Source organism: Palleronia aestuarii (genome assembly GCF_003253995.1).
In the GTDB taxonomy this organism is placed as follows: domain Bacteria; phylum Pseudomonadota; class Alphaproteobacteria; order Rhodobacterales; family Rhodobacteraceae; genus Palleronia; species Palleronia aestuarii.
On sequence record NZ_QKZL01000002.1, the window covers coordinates 167576 to 181180 of the forward strand.

12 protein-coding genes are annotated in these 13605 nt (G+C 67.7%); 5 read left to right on the top strand and 7 right to left on the bottom strand.

Going from position 1 to position 13605, the window contains the following annotated elements:
* Positions 1-8: 8 nt before the first annotated feature.
* Both crtB and LX81_RS02955 read right to left on the bottom strand, forming a co-directional pair.
* Complete coding sequence (crtB, locus tag LX81_RS02950) at positions 9-1019, bottom strand: 15-cis-phytoene synthase (protein WP_111535800.1); 1011 nt, start codon at positions 1017-1019, stop codon at positions 9-11.
* Positions 1016-2572 (bottom strand): phytoene desaturase, encoded by a 1557-nt coding sequence (locus LX81_RS02955; protein WP_111535801.1) that lies wholly within the window; start codon positions 2570-2572, stop codon positions 1016-1018. Before LX81_RS02955 ends, crtB begins: the two co-directional genes overlap by 4 nt.
* 81 nt (positions 2573-2653) lie before the next feature.
* Here LX81_RS02955 and crtA point away from each other — a divergent pair, with 81 nt between their 5' ends.
* Genes crtA through bchO form a run of 4 tightly spaced genes read left to right on the top strand, consistent with a single transcriptional unit; the run spans position 2654 to position 6948 of the window.
* Entirely contained in the window at positions 2654-3406 is a 753-nt protein-coding gene (gene crtA / locus LX81_RS02960; protein ID WP_111535802.1) for a spheroidene monooxygenase, read from the top strand.
* On the top strand, positions 3403-4428 hold the full coding sequence (gene bchI, locus LX81_RS02965) for a magnesium chelatase ATPase subunit I (protein WP_111535803.1): 1026 nt from the start codon (positions 3403-3405) through the stop codon (positions 4426-4428). Before crtA ends, bchI begins: the two co-directional genes overlap by 4 nt.
* Entirely contained in the window at positions 4425-6068 is a 1644-nt protein-coding gene (locus LX81_RS02970) for a magnesium chelatase subunit D (RefSeq protein ID WP_111535804.1), read from the top strand. Before bchI ends, LX81_RS02970 begins: the two co-directional genes overlap by 4 nt.
* A gap of 19 nt (positions 6069-6087) precedes the next feature.
* Positions 6088-6948, top strand: coding sequence for an alpha/beta fold hydrolase BchO (bchO, locus tag LX81_RS02975; protein ID WP_111535805.1), 861 nt, complete (start codon positions 6088-6090; stop codon positions 6946-6948).
* Positions 6949-6957: 9 nt separating this feature from the next.
* Here the strand turns inward: bchO and LX81_RS02980 are convergent, their stop codons facing one another.
* The 5 genes from LX81_RS02980 to LX81_RS03000 all read right to left on the bottom strand — a co-directional run bounded on the left by LX81_RS02980 (position 6958) and on the right by LX81_RS03000 (position 12718).
* A complete protein-coding gene (locus LX81_RS02980; RefSeq protein WP_111535806.1) occupies positions 6958-8061 on the bottom strand; it encodes a flagellar basal body P-ring protein FlgI in 1104 nt (367 codons plus the stop codon).
* A complete protein-coding gene (locus tag LX81_RS02985; RefSeq protein ID WP_111535807.1) occupies positions 8061-9068 on the bottom strand; it encodes a flagellin in 1008 nt (335 codons plus the stop codon). Before LX81_RS02985 ends, LX81_RS02980 begins: the two co-directional genes overlap by 1 nt.
* Before the next feature lies 1 nt (position 9069).
* Positions 9070-10509 carry a flagellar hook-associated protein FlgK gene (flgK, locus tag LX81_RS02990; protein ID WP_111535808.1) on the bottom strand — a complete coding sequence of 480 codons (1440 nt, stop codon included), beginning with the start codon at positions 10507-10509 and terminating at the stop codon, positions 9070-9072.
* A gap of 24 nt (positions 10510-10533) precedes the next feature.
* Complete coding sequence (locus LX81_RS02995; protein WP_111536017.1) at positions 10534-11820, bottom strand: flagellar hook protein FlgE; 1287 nt, start codon at positions 11818-11820, stop codon at positions 10534-10536.
* Between the two features lie 103 nt (positions 11821-11923).
* Entirely contained in the window at positions 11924-12718 is a 795-nt protein-coding gene (locus LX81_RS03000; protein WP_111535809.1) for an OmpA/MotB family protein, read from the bottom strand.
* 119 nt (positions 12719-12837) lie between these two features.
* Here LX81_RS03000 and ubiG point away from each other — a divergent pair, with 119 nt between their 5' ends.
* Positions 12838-13548 (top strand): bifunctional 2-polyprenyl-6-hydroxyphenol methylase/3-demethylubiquinol 3-O-methyltransferase UbiG, encoded by a 711-nt coding sequence (ubiG, locus tag LX81_RS03005; protein WP_111535810.1) that lies wholly within the window; start codon positions 12838-12840, stop codon positions 13546-13548.
* The last annotated feature ends 57 nt before the right edge of the window (positions 13549-13605 follow it).

Genomic DNA, 13605 nt, shown 5'->3' on the forward strand with positions numbered 1-13605 from the left:
TCGCGCGGTCAGACGCCGGCTCTGGCGATGTCCTGCCTGCGCAATTCCGCGAAGACGTCGACGAGCGTGTCCGCTCGTTCCCGCCTGGTCTCGCTCCGTGCCGCCGCCGTGACGAGAAACTGCGTCTCCGGCAGCGGGCGGGCGTAGAGGACTGCGGATCGCGGCAAGGCACAGGTCAGGCCGCTCCGCAGCAGGGCGAGACCGAGCCAGCCGACCTTTCCCGCCCCGTTCGTCCGCGCGCGCCGCGTGACACTGTCGAACCCGCTTCGCCGGATCGCCGGCCCGATCCCGGCATAGATGTGGCGCGCGGCGAAGATGCCCGGCCGTGCCGCGAGGGGAAGCGCCGCGATCCCCGCCTCCGAACGGGTATAGAGCCGGTCGGCCTGATCAAGGAGCTTGCGTACGATGGCCCTGATTTCCGGCGTGGCAGCAGGCGCGGCGCAGAGCGCCTCTGGCGTGATACCGGCAGCGTCGAGCCAGTCGAGCGGCAGATAGACCCGCCCCTCCCGCGCATCCTCTCCCACATCCCGGGCGATGTTGGTGAGTTGCATCGCCACGCCGAGATCGCAGGCCCTTGCCAGCGCATCCGCATCGCGCACGCCCATCAGGACGCACATCATCGCGCCGACGGCGGAGGCCACCCGGGCGCAATATCCATGCAGGTCCGAAAGCGTGTCGTAGCGACGGCACTCGGCATCCCACGCCAATCCCTCGAGCAAGGCCTCGGGAAGATCGCGGGGCATTCCGTGGGTCTCGACGACGGTGGCGAAGGCACGGTCTGCGGGCGCATTGCGCGGCACGCCACGATAGGCCCGGTCGAGACGGTCTCGCAGACGCAGGACCGCACCCGCCTTGTCTTGTCCCAGATCCACCGCGTCGTCGGCCAACCGGCAGAACGCGTAGAGCGCCAGTGCCGGATCGCGCACCCGTGCGGGCAGAAGGTGCGAGGCCATGTGGAAGGAGCGCGAGCCTTGCCGGATCGCCTCCCGGCAATGTTCCATGTCGTCGGAATCGATCATTCAGCCGCCATTTCGAGACGCTCCGCCGGGCGGACGGGATGCGCCGGGTCTGGAACGAGCTTGCCCAGCACCTCCGCCGAGGAGATCACTCCGGGCAGCCCGGCACCCGGATGCGTCCCGGCACCCACGAGATAGAGACCCGAGGCCTCCTCGCTCACATTGTGCGGCCGGAACCAGGCCGATTGCAGGATCCGCGGCTCGATGGAGAAGCCCGAGCCGTGCGGAGAGAGATAGCGGTCGCGGAAATCCGCGGGCGTCATCACGTGGCTTGCCGTGATGCGATCTCGAAAGCCCGGGATCACGGTCTCGAGCTGCGCCGCGACCTTCTCCTGGTAGCGCTCCGCCTCCGCCTCCCAATCCGCTGGCTTCGCATGGCCCAGATGCGGCACGGGCGAGAGGGCATAGAACGTGTCGTCCCCCTCGGGCGCCACGCTCGGGTCGGTCACGGAGGGGCGGTGGATATAGAGGCTCATGTCGTCGCCGAGCTTCCCGCGCAGGAAGATGTCGCGCAGGAGGCCCTTGTAGCGCGGGCCGTTCAGGATCGTGTGATGTCCGACATCGGACCACATTCCCGCCGTACCGCGCGTGCCGAAATACCAGACATAGAGCCCCATCGACCAGCGCCGCCGGCCAAGCTTCGCCTGCGTCCAGCGCCGCCGCGGATGGTTCCGCAACAGCCTTTCGTAGGTATGACCCGCATCCGCGTTCGACACCACGACATCGGCCCGATCGACGCTCCCGTCGACAAGCCGGACGCCCGTGGCCTTCCCGTTCTCGATCAGGATCTCGTCGACCTCCGCGCCCTGCCGGACCTCGCCGCCCTGTTCCGCCACGACCCGCGCCATCGCGCGCGCGATCGCCGCGACGCCACCGATGGCATAATGGACGCCGAACTCCTTCTCGAGATGCGAGACGAGGATATACATCGAGGTGACGTGGAACGGATCGCCGCCGATGAAGAGGGGATGGAAGCTGAACGCCATCCTGAGCCTCGGATCGCGGAACCGCCGCGCGGCATGGGACGCCACGGAGCGGTCGGCACGGAGCCGCGCGAAGGTCGGAAGTACCGTCAGAAGATCGCGGAACCTGTGCATGGAACGGCGGCCCAGATCCTCGAAGCCGAATCTGTAACGTGCGGCGCTATCCTCGAGAAACCGCTCGTAGCCGGGCAGATCCTCGGGCGAGAGGCGCGCGACCTCCGCACGCATCGCGTCCGTATCCTGCCGCGCGGTGAAGCGCGACCCATCCTGCCAGCGTATCTCGTAGAAGGGATCGAGCGCGCGCAGATCGACATCGGCGTCAAAATCCCGTCCGCATTCCGACCAGAGCTCGCGCAAAAGTTGCGGGACCGTGACGATCGTGGGGCCGAGGTCGAACCTGTGGCCGTTCCGCTCGATCGCCGATCCGCGCCCGCCCGGCGAGTCGAGCCGGTCGAAGACAGTCACGGCGTAGCCCTTTGCCCCAAGGCGCATTGCCGCCGCCAGGCCGCCCAGGCCCGCCCCGATCACGAGGGCACGGCTGGGGGTCGCGGCGGCTGGGGCGGAACTGTCCATACCACGAGACTATACATGTCCAGTTTATCTGACAATCGACTTTGAGACGTATGGCCCGGCCCTTCCCTCCCGGACGAGATCATGTCAATCTTGCGTGACACCCGCTCGGGAAAATCGACCGGAGTATCCGCGATCCAAACCGTGACCTTGTCTGTCTTCCGCTTCGACACGATCCGCGCCCGGGTATGGGCCTTTGCGCAGATGGGTTTTGCACGTCTCGATTTTCACCTGATGAAGCGGTGTTCCTTCTGGAAGCTTTGCGGATCGGGTGGTGAGCGGTTCGCCACGGCAGATCCGCGGATCTATGCGATCCTTGCCGTCTGGGACGACGCGGAAACGGCGCGCCGCACGACCGAAGACGCCCGGATCTACCGCCGTTGGCGCCGGCACGCCGTCGAGGACTACACTCTGTTCCTGCAGGCGACGCAGGTCCGCGGACACTGGTCTGGCAGAACGCCGTTCCGCGTGACCGACAAGGCGGCCCCGGGCCCGCTGGCCGCGCTGACCCGCGCCACCATCCGCCCGTCGCGGCTCGCGAAGTTCTGGCGCCGTGCGCCGGAAATCTCCGACGTGATCGGCACCAATCCCGACGTGCTCTTCAAGATCGGCATCGGCGAGGTGCCGGTCCTGCATCAGATCACCTTTTCCGTCTGGCCCGATGCAGGCAGCATGGCCCGCTTCGCCCGCCGGGACGGCCCCCATGCGCGGGCCGTCCGCGCGGTGCGCGCGGGAGACTGGTTCCGCGAAGAGCTCTATGCGCGGTTCCGCGTCACCGGTTCCCGCGGTACCTGGGCGGGATCGGATCCCCTTTCCCAATATCGGGACGCCGTATGACCCAGCCTTTCCCCTTCAGCGCCATCGTCGGCCAGGACGAGATGAAGAGCGCCATGATCCTGACCGCCATCGATTCCGGGATCGGCGGCGTTCTGGTTTTCGGCGACCGCGGCACCGGCAAGTCGACCGCCGTGCGCGCACTCGCGGCCCTCCTGCCGCCGATCCGGCAGGTCGAGGGTTGCCCGGTCAATTCCGCCCGACCCGCCGATTGCCCGGACTGGGCCGACGTTACCTCGATGCGACGCGTCTCCCGTCCCACGCCGGTCGTCGACCTACCGCTCGGCGTGTCGGAGGACCGGGTGACGGGGGCGCTCGACATCGAACGCGCGCTCACGCGCGGAGAAAAGGCGTTCGAGCCCGGCCTGCTCGCCCGTGCCAATCGCGGCTATCTCTACATCGACGAGGTGAACCTCCTCGAGGACCATATCGTCGACCTCCTGCTCGACGTGGCGCAATCGGGGGAGAACGTTGTGGAACGGGAAGGGCTCTCGATCCGCCACCCCGCGCGGTTCGTGCTCGTCGGCTCAGGAAACCCGGAGGAAGGCGAACTGCGCCCGCAGCTTCTCGACCGGTTCGGCCTCTCCGTCGACGTGGCGTCCCCGACCGATGTCGAGATGCGGGTGGAGGTGATCCGCCGGCGCATTGCCTACGACAACGATCGCGCGGCGTTCCTGCGGCACTGGCGGGCCGAGGACGCGGCACTCCGGAAACGGATCGTCGCAGCACGCAAGGCGCTGCCCGGGATAGAGACGCCGGAGGCGGCACTGCGCGACTGCGCCGAACTTTGCCTCGCGCTCGGCTCCGACGGGCTCAGGGGGGAGCTCACGCTCCTGCGCGCCGCCCGCGCGCACGCGGCATGGCAGGGCGATGCCGCCGTGGAGCGACGGCACCTGCGCGGTGTGGCGGCGATGGCGCTTCGCCACCGCCTGCGCCGCGATCCGATGGACGAGGCAGGCAGCGGTGCCCGGGTGGACCGGGTCGTGGACGAGATGTTCGGACCGCTCCGCGAAGCCGCGGAATGACGCCCGGCGAGCGGGCGCTGGTGGCCGTCCGCCTGATGCGGCTCGATCCGATGGGTCTTGGAGGTCTCTGGTTGCGCGCCCGCCCCGGCCCGGCCCGCGACGCGGTTCTCGCCTGCCTCCATATCAAGCGGGCGGCACGGATCCATCCCGGCATGGACGACGACGCGCTCTTCGGCGGCATCGACCTCGCCGCGACCCTGGGCGCGGGAGCCCTTAGACATCGCGCGGGGATCATCGGGCGAAGCGAGACGCTCTGTCTCGCGATGGCGGAACGGTGCCCGCCCGGCCTCGCGGCCCGCCTCGGGCAGGCGATCGACGCGGGGCAATGCGGCCTCGTCGCGATCGATGAAGGAGCGGAGGAAGGCGAGGCGCTCCCCGCCGCGCTCGCCGAGAGACTCGGCCTCTTCGTCTCTCTCGACGGCGTATCGCGCGCCGATATCCCGACCGGGTCGGTGATTGAGGATGGCGCGGCACGGGAGCGTCTTCCGGCGATCCGGCTCGACGACCATAAGCTCGCACGGCTCACCGTCGCGGCGGCGGAACTCGGCATCGCAAGCTTTCGCGCGCCCCTTCTCGCCGCCCGCGCCGCCCGTGGACTCGCGGCCCTCGAGGGGCGGGAGGCAGTCGGGGAGGCCGATCTCGCCCTGGCCGCCAATCTCGTCTTCGCCCACCGCGCCGGACCGCAGGAAGAACCCGATCCCGCGGAAGATCGGGAAGAGACGGAGGAGCCATCCGAGCACTCACCGCAGCGCCCGGAGGACAGCCTGCCGCCCGAGGATGTCCTCGTCGAGGCCGTGCGCGCCGCGCTTCCCGCCGACGTTCTTTCGCGGCTCGCCGCGGGCCGTGCGGTGACGGCGGCGTCGGGCGGGCGCGGCAGCGGCGCGGCACGGCGCGGCAATCGGCGCGGCCGTCCCCTGCCCGCGCGGCCCGGACGCGGCAGCGACGCGCGGATCGATATCGTTGCGACGCTCCGTGCCGCGGCCCCGTGGCAGACGATCCGGCGGCGCGACGCGGAAAGCCATCGCCTCGTCCATGTCCGGCCCGGCGACATCAGGCGAAAGCGGTTCGAGGAGACGTCCGACCGCCTCGTCATCTTCCTCGTAGACGCCTCAGGCTCCGCGGCGGCCAGCCGTCTTGCCGAGGCGAAGGGGGCGGTGGAGCTGATGCTGGCCGAAGCATATTCGCGCCGGGACCACGTCGCCCTGATCGGCTTCCGCGGAGAGAATGCGGAACTCCTCCTGCCGCCCACGCGCTCGCTTGTGCAGACGAAGCGGCGGCTGGCCGCGCTGCCGGGTGGCGGGGGTACGCCGCTTGCCGCGGCCCTGCGCGCGGGTGCCGAACTCGGGCTCCGCCAGCGCGGGCAGGGCTATGCCCCGAGCCTCGCGATCCTGACCGACGGACGCGCCAACATCACGCTCGACGGACGCGCGGATCGCCAAGCGGCAGGGGAAGAGGCGCGACAGGCGGCCGTCCTGATCGCGGCATCGGGCATCACCGGGATCGTCGTCGATACCGGCCGCCGCCCCTCCCGCGAACTTGCGGAGCTCGCGCAGGCAATGGCGGTTCCCTACCTCCCCCTGCCGCGGGCCACGGCGGAGGCGTTGAGCGGTGTCGTCTCATCTGCGCTGGCGCGTCCGTGACGGGGGCGAGATAGCCGGGATGGAATGGGATAAAGATGGCCGGGACTGGCCGAACCGGGATGCCTCGCGCTTCGTCGAAAGCCGCCCGCATCGCTGGCACGTGCAGGTGGCGGGCGAGGGCCCGACGCTTCTGCTGCTCCACGGGACGGGGGGCGCGACGCATTCCTGGCGCGATCTGTTGCCGCACCTCGCGGAGCGGTTCGAGGTCGTCGCGCTCGATCTGCCCGGACATGGCTTCACGAGGCGGGGAACGCGGCATCGCTCCGGTCTCGCACCAATGGCCGCCGACATCTGGACATTGTGCGACGCGCAGGGTTGGCGGCCCGATGCCATCGTCGGTCATTCCGCAGGCGGCGCGCTCGCCGTGGAAATGGCGGCGTCACGCGATGGCCGCGCGCTTGGCGCGGTGATCGGCCTCAATGCGGCGCTTGGTGGGTTCGAGGGTGCGGCCGGGCTCGTCTTTCCGGCCATGGCGAAGGCGCTTGCCTCGCTCCGGGTGGTGCCGCGGCTCGTCGCGCGCCTGCCGGGTGGGGAAAGGCGGATCGAAGCGATGCTCGATGCCACGGGATCGCGGATCGACGCGCGGGGACGCGCGCTCTATGCCCGCCTTCTGAGCGATCCGGAGCATATCGACGGCGCGCTCGCGATGATGGCGGCCTGGACCACGCGCGGATTGCCGACGAAGCTCGCCTCCCTCGACATCCCCGTCACGTTGATGGCCGGCACGAACGATCGAACGGTGCCTTCGCGGGTTTCCGAGGCGGCGGCGGCACGGGCGCGGCACGGCGAATTCCTGGATCTCGGCCCCCTTGGACACCTCGCGCACGAGGAACGCCCCGATCTCGTCGCGGACGAAATCGGGGCGCGTATCCGAATTTAGGGCCTGGCGCTACTGGACGATGAACTCCGCATGAAGCGCGCCGGCGGCCTTGATGCTCTTGAGGATGTCGATCATGTCGCGCGGTGCCACGCCGAGCGCGTTGAGCCCCGCCACGACGTCCGAGAGGTTGGTGCCGTCGGGCACCTCTGCAAGGCCGATGCCCGGCTCCTCCTCGATCGCGGCATTGGTCCGGGGTACGACAACCGTCTCGCCCGGGGCGAAGGGGTTCGGCTGCACGACCTGCGGCGCCTCTTCCACGCGCAAGGTCAGGTTGCCCTGGCTGACGGCGACGCGGCTGATCCGCACGTCCTCGCCCATGACGATGGTGCCGGAACGCTGGTCGACGACGACGCGGGCGCGGCGTTCGGGCTCCACGGTGATGTTCTCGATCCGGCCCATCGCATGGGCGGGCGAGCGCATCTGGGTGGAGCCGATGTCGATGAGCACCGTGCCCGCATCGAGCATCACGGCGACGGGACGGCGCATGTCGGCGTTGATCGCCTGTTCGATCCGGCCGGCGGTCGTGAAGTCGGGCGTCCGAAGCGCAAGGCGGATGCTCTCAAGCTGGGTGAAGTTGAAGTCGATCTCGCGCTCCACCCGGGCGCCGTTGGGAATGGATCCTGCCGTCGGCACGCCCTGGACAACCGTCGCGGCATCGCCTTCCGCGCTCGCACCGCCGGCGATGACGGTGCCCTGGCTTACCGCGTAGATCTGCCCGTCCGCGGCGTTGAGCGGGGTCATCACGAGCGTTCCGCCAAGAAGCGAGGACGCGTCGCCGATGGCCGAGACCGTCACGTCGATCTGGCTGCCCGTGCGGGCGAAGGGCGGCAGTTCGGCGGTCACGAGCACGGCGGCGACGTTTTGCGGCCGGAACTGTTCGCCGGTAACGTTAACGCCAAGCCGCTCGAGAATATTGGTCATGATCTCTTCGGTGAAGGGCGCGTTGCGAAGCCCGTCGCCCGTGCCGTTCAGACCCACGACGAGGCCGTAGCCCACGAGGTCGTTGCCCCGCACGCCGTCGAATTCCACGAGATCCTTGATCCGGACCGGGCTCGCCTGGACCGAGACGGCCTGGATCAGGAGGGCGAAGATTGCGAGTAGGGTGCGGACCATCAGAGGAAATTCGTCAGGTTGAGGCGCGACATCCGCGCGGTGATGGCATAGAGCGACTGGAGTTGCGTCTCGATCTGCTGGAAGCGCGTCGTCGCCTCGTAGATATCGGCGCCGATCATCGCCAGCCGCGCCTCCTCGAGGCCGAATTTCTCCGCTTCGTTGCGGGTTGTGGCGGAATCGATCTTCGCCTGCGCGACGCCGACCGTACCTCGCAGCCCGATCAGCGCGCTATCCGCCGCATGCAGCGCCGCGCGTGAACCGTCGACAAGGGCGCGCTGCCCCGCGATCGGCAAGTTGGGCGCCCCGTCCGCCAGCACCGCATTCTTCGCAAGCGCGGCCAGCGTCTCGCGCATCTCCGCATCGTCGGCGCGGACCGTCACGCTCACCTCGTCGTTGGGGGAAATCCGGAACGCGGCCCGCGACTGATCCGATCCGAGGTAATCGTTCGTCAGGAACCCGCCGGCGGGATCGTTGAAGTACGCGTCGATCTTGTCCGAGACGACGGTCGGATCGGTATCGCCCTCGACCAGCGCCTTGATATCGGCCAGGATCTCGGACCCCTGCCTCAACGCGGGCTGGTTGGTGGCCGTCCCGGCGAAGAGCGAGCGGCCCGAAACGGACGTATTGAGCGTCGAGACGACGTTCTCGAATGCGGACTTGGCGATCTGGTTTGTCGCCTTAAAACCGGTCGTGTCGCCTGAATTGAGCTGGGCACTCAGCGCGTTGCGAACCTCAGAGACCGATGATTCGATCCGGCCGAGCGCGGTCTGGACCATATCGACGGCAAGCTCCGCCTCCGTGGTCGCCGTGCGGTAGGCTTCGAGGCCGGTCAGGCTCCGCTCGAGGCTTGCGAGCGAACGGGTATCGCCGCCCATCGCGCTGGTGATATCGGCCTTGATCCCGGTCGTGATCTCCTGGCCCTGCTGCGCCATCTCTTTGTTAAGGCTGGTAATCGCGCGACGCTGGACGAAGTTCTGCGCGAGGTCACCGAAGGTGGTCGTCATCATGTTAGATCTCCATCAGCCGCCGCATCATGTCGTCGACCGCCTGTATTACCCGGGCATTGGCCCCGTAGGCCTGTTCGACGAGCAGAAGTTTCTGCATTTCCTGGTCGGTATCGACACCCTGGCTCATCTCCTCCTCCATGAGTGCCGCAGCCCGGGTTTGCGTGAACGTCTCCCGCTGCTCGGCCTGGTAGGCATCACCCGATGCCCGGGCGACGAGAGTATCGGCCAGGCTGCCTAGGCTCAGCCGCTCGGCTCCGAGGTTCGGAGAGGCGGCGGCGCGGGGGGCGCGCATGATGTCGCCCATCGCGGTGAGGAGCCGGGCATCGCCCGCATCGCCCGGCGCGGCAGCGCCGATCCCGTCCCGCAGCCGCCAAAGCTCTCCGCCCTGTGTTGGATCGACGCGCGCATTCAGGCGCAGACGGCCCGCAAGGCCGGTCTCGTCGGCCGGCGCGAAGGCCGCGCCGCGATCGGTGAAGAGACCCGGGACAGCGGCTGGCGGCGTGTCGAGCGACGGATCGGCGAAGCGTTCCACGAGGTCGCGGGCGAACCCGTCGAGACGCGCCTGCGCCGCCACGCCGGACTGGTCGCGGACCTCGAACATCGCGGCGAGCGTACCCCCCGCCATCTTGCCGTCCGGGTTGCTCATGTCGATCGCGCGCCCATCCACCGTCAGACCGGACAGGGGGTTGCCGAGCGTCGACCCCGGTCCGACGGCGTTCGCGGGCGTGAACTCGATCGTCACGGGGCGGGGATCGAGCAGGATCTGTCCGCCCGGCGTCATCAGACCGATCGTACCGTTCGGCCGCGTGATCTCGCGGATGGGCACGATCTCGGAAATCTGGTCGATGCTCGCCTGCCGCATGTCGAGAAGCGAGGTCACGTCTTCTCCCTTGCCGCGGCTCCGGGCGATCTGCGTGTTGATCTCCTCGATGCGGGCTAGGTTTTCGTTGAGCATTCCGACGGCGCGTCCAATGCCGCGATCGGCCTGGGCGCGCTGCGCCTGGATGCTGTCGGTCGCCTGCTCCAGGTGAACGGTGATGTCACGCGCGGCTTCGAGGACGTTCAACTGGCGCACCTCGGATTCCGGTGCGCTGGCCGCCTGCGTCAGCTGCGCCTCGAGCCTCGCGACCCGGCCCGCGAGGGAATTCGGATCATCCGCCGCCCCCACCGCGTCAGATATCCGGCCGAGCGCGGCGCTGCGGGTCGAGGAGAAGCCCTGCTCGGCCTCCGCACCGCGCCGTTCCGCGATCACGGCGGGATCGGCGCGCCGCGCGATGCCGTCGATCCGGACACCGCCATACCTTTCGGTCGACAGATCGACCTCCCGCCGCCCATAGCCGGGGGTGAGTGCGTTCGAGATGTTCGACGACACGACCTGGGCCGACCGGCTTGCGGCGCCGAGGCCCGAGATCGCGTTGTTCAAGGCGGCGGATAGGTTCACGGTCGGCGTCCTTCAGGTTCGGGTCTATCGCTTCAGGTTCATCGTTTCCTGCAGCATCTCGTCGACGGTCTGGATGATCTTCGCATTCGAGGAATAGGCTCGCTGCGTCTGGATTAGGTCGGTAAGTTCCTTGGCGACGTCCACGGTGCTCGCCTCGCGGGTGAAGCCTTCCGTGGTACCGACCGGACCTGCGCCGGCATCCCACAGGAAGATGGTGCCGGAATCGGGGCTCACGCGATAGGATTGTCCGTCGGTCGAGACCAGCCCGACCGGGTTCGGCACGTCGATCACGGGCACCTGGTAGATCGGCCGGATCTGTCCGGTCTCGTAGATACCGTGGACGATCCCGTTCCCGTCGATCTCGACCGATCGAAGACTCCCCGCCGCAGCACCGTTCTTGGATAGTTGCGTGGGCGCGAAATTGGAGTCGAGCTGGGTCATGCCGGACGGATCACCCAGGCCTCCGATCTTTGCCATGATCGTTCCACCACCGACCGCGAGCTCGATCGTGCCTGTCGCCGGGTCGTAGGCGCCGCCCGCGTTCGCGACGACGTTCTCCAGCATTCCGCCGCCGGCATTGGCGTCGCTGAACGACAGGGTGTAATCGCCGACGATACTGTCCGAATTGCTATCGTAGATCTGGAGCTCCCACTCGTTGATGGTCCCGGTGGGCGTAAACGTGAAATCGAGGGATTCGGTCTGCCCGAGATTGCCGAAATACTCCACGTTCAGGTTCTGCGGCTCTCCGAGATTGGCCGGATCGCTCGCGTCGGACGGAAGGTTGGCACTGACCGTCACTTCGCTCGTGGGGCTCGCCGTGTACTGGTTGTGAAAGACATTGATGGGTTCGAGGCCTCCGACACCGTCACGCGGGAAGGCCGGAAATTCGCCGTTCGGACCCGCCGGCCAGCCAAGGAGCACCTTGCCGGCGCCGTCCACTAGGATGCCCTCGTCGTTCGCGCGGAACGATCCGGTCGTGGCCAGCAGCAGATCGAGATTTCCACCTGATTCGGCGCTCTCGAGCGTCGTCACCGGCAGGAAGCCCCGGCCGTTGATTGCGATATCGGTCGAGTTGCTGGTGTTCTGAAGTTGTCCGGTTTCCTGAATCTCCCGCAACTGCGAGGTTCTGACGCCGCCGGCCGTGTAGCGCGCGCCATTCCCCTCCCCGACCACCATAGAGTGAAAATCGGTCGACATACGCTTGTACCCGTAGGTAGCCGAGTTGGCGATGTTGTCCGAGATGGTCGAAAGCCGCTGCGCGTTGGCGTTCAGGCCACTGACCCCGGCGGCGAGAGAGGAAGAGATCGACATGTTGAACACGCCCTTTCAGTGCAGAAGTTCTGTTCCGTTGGATCTGGTTTAGGCCAGAGGGCTTAACACGGGCCTAAGATCGCCCGTCGGGCCTGCTGCGCGATCAGCGCAGCAGGATTATCTCGACGCGGTTGTTGCGGACATCCATCGGATCGGGCTCCAATTGTTCACGGTCCGCGTAACCGGCGATCCGCTGGATCCGGTTCTCGGCGACATGTTCGACCGTGATGAGACCGCGCACGACCTGCGCCCGTGCCGCGGAAAGCGACCAGACCGGTGTATCGCGCAGGACGATCGGAACCGAGCGCACATGCCCGTTGATCGCGATCTCGTTCCGCGCCAAGCCGAAGATCTCGGAAACCACGCCTGCCAGTTCGACCAAGAGGGGCGTCGGCCGGTCGGTCTGCCCCTGGAAGAGCGGCGCACCGGGCAGGTCGAAGAGATCGACGATGAGGCCCTCGTCGGTCACCCGCGTGATGATGTGCTGCAGCAGTTCGTCGGAAACCATGCTTTCGCCGGAGGCCGCGGTGAGCTCGTCCTGGATTTCGGCCAGCGGCGGGGGCAGGTCGAGGGGTGTCCCGGCCTCGGCGCTTTTGTCGGGCGACGTGGCCGTTGCGCTCGCGGTCGACATCGTGTCCTTGCTGAGCGCGGTCGTGCCGTAGAGCACCTGCTCTCCACCGCCCGATGTCCGCGCCACGCTGATCGTGGGACTGAAGTAATCGGCAAGCCCGTTCTTTTGGGACTCGGTCGTCGCGTTCAGGAGCCACATGAGCAGGAAGAATGCCATCATTGCCGTGACGAAGTCCGCGTAGGCCACTTTCCACGCGCCACCATGATGGCCGCCGCCGGCGATCACCTTCTTGCGCTTGATGATGGTCGGTTTGTTGGTAAGGCTCATGGCGTCTCTCGCTTGTCTTCGAGACGGGGGTAGCAGGTCCGCGTGAACGTCGGGCTAACCTTTAAAATTGCTACGGAATTGCGGCATCCGACGCCGCGGACAGGGAAGGGCCCGATGACATGAGCGACACGCGCAACGACCTCACGATCTACGACACCCATGCCGAGCGATGGTGGACGGACGAGATCCGCTGGGTGCGCGTCCTGAAGAACATGGTGCCCGGCCGTCTGTCCTGGTTCGACCGGCTCGTCGACTGGCCGGGCAAGCGCGTGCTCGATCTCGGATGTGCCGGCGGGTTCATGGCGGAGGCACTGGCCAAGCGCGGCGCGGTCGTGACCGGCCTCGATCCCGCCGAGGACGCGATCGAGGCCGCGCGAAAGCATGCGAAGTCCGAAGGCCACGAGATCACGTACGATACCGGCGTCGGAGAGGAGCTGCCCTACGCGGATGCCTCCTTCGACGCCGTCGTCTGTGTCGACGTATTGGAGCACGTCCGCGATCTCGACGCCGTGCTGCGGGAGGTGGAGCGCGTCCTCGTTCCCGGGGGACATTTCCTCTTCGATACGATCAATCGCAATCCGATCGCGCGGTTCGCGACGATCACGGCGGCAGAGGACATCCTCGGTCTCCTGCCCAAGGGCACGCACGATCCGGAGATGTTCATCACCCCTTCGGAGCTTCGCGGGGCATTGACCCGTGCAGGTCTCGAACCCGGCCCGATGACAGGGCTCGGGCCGCGGGGGATCGACCGGCGGGGCGATCCGACCTTCGGGCGCGTTCCCGGGACGATGGTGATCTACATGGGCCATGCGGAGAAGCCCGCCGCCTGAAACCGTTCCGATCGCGTCCAACGGAAGAATGGACAATCACGCGGATCGGCGGCCAAA

Bases quoted from the DNA above. Each gene is read 5' to 3' on its own strand.
- LX81_RS03000 (WP_111535809.1), bottom strand. From the start codon at position 12,718: ATGAGCCTTACCAACAAACCGACCATCATCAAGCGCAAGAAGGTGATC.
- crtB (WP_111535800.1), bottom strand. From the start codon at position 1,019: ATGATCGATTCCGACGACATGGAACATTGCCGGGAGGCGATCCGGCAA.
- LX81_RS02970 (WP_111535804.1), top strand. From the start codon at position 4,425: ATGACGCCCGGCGAGCGGGCGCTGGTGGCCGTCCGCCTGATGCGGCTC.
- LX81_RS02980 (WP_111535806.1), bottom strand. From the start codon at position 8,061: ATGGTCCGCACCCTACTCGCAATCTTCGCCCTCCTGATCCAGGCCGTC.
- bchI (WP_111535803.1), top strand. From the start codon at position 3,403: ATGACCCAGCCTTTCCCCTTCAGCGCCATCGTCGGCCAGGACGAGATG.
- bchO (WP_111535805.1), top strand. From the start codon at position 6,088: ATGGAATGGGATAAAGATGGCCGGGACTGGCCGAACCGGGATGCCTCG.
- ubiG (WP_111535810.1), top strand. From the start codon at position 12,838: ATGAGCGACACGCGCAACGACCTCACGATCTACGACACCCATGCCGAG.
- LX81_RS02995 (WP_111536017.1), bottom strand. From the start codon at position 11,820: ATGTCGATCTCTTCCTCTCTCGCCGCCGGGGTCAGTGGCCTGAACGCC.
- crtA (WP_111535802.1), top strand. From the start codon at position 2,654: ATGTCAATCTTGCGTGACACCCGCTCGGGAAAATCGACCGGAGTATCC.
- LX81_RS02985 (WP_111535807.1), bottom strand. From the start codon at position 9,068: ATGATGACGACCACCTTCGGTGACCTCGCGCAGAACTTCGTCCAGCGT.
- LX81_RS02955 (WP_111535801.1), bottom strand. From the start codon at position 2,572: ATGGACAGTTCCGCCCCAGCCGCCGCGACCCCCAGCCGTGCCCTCGTG.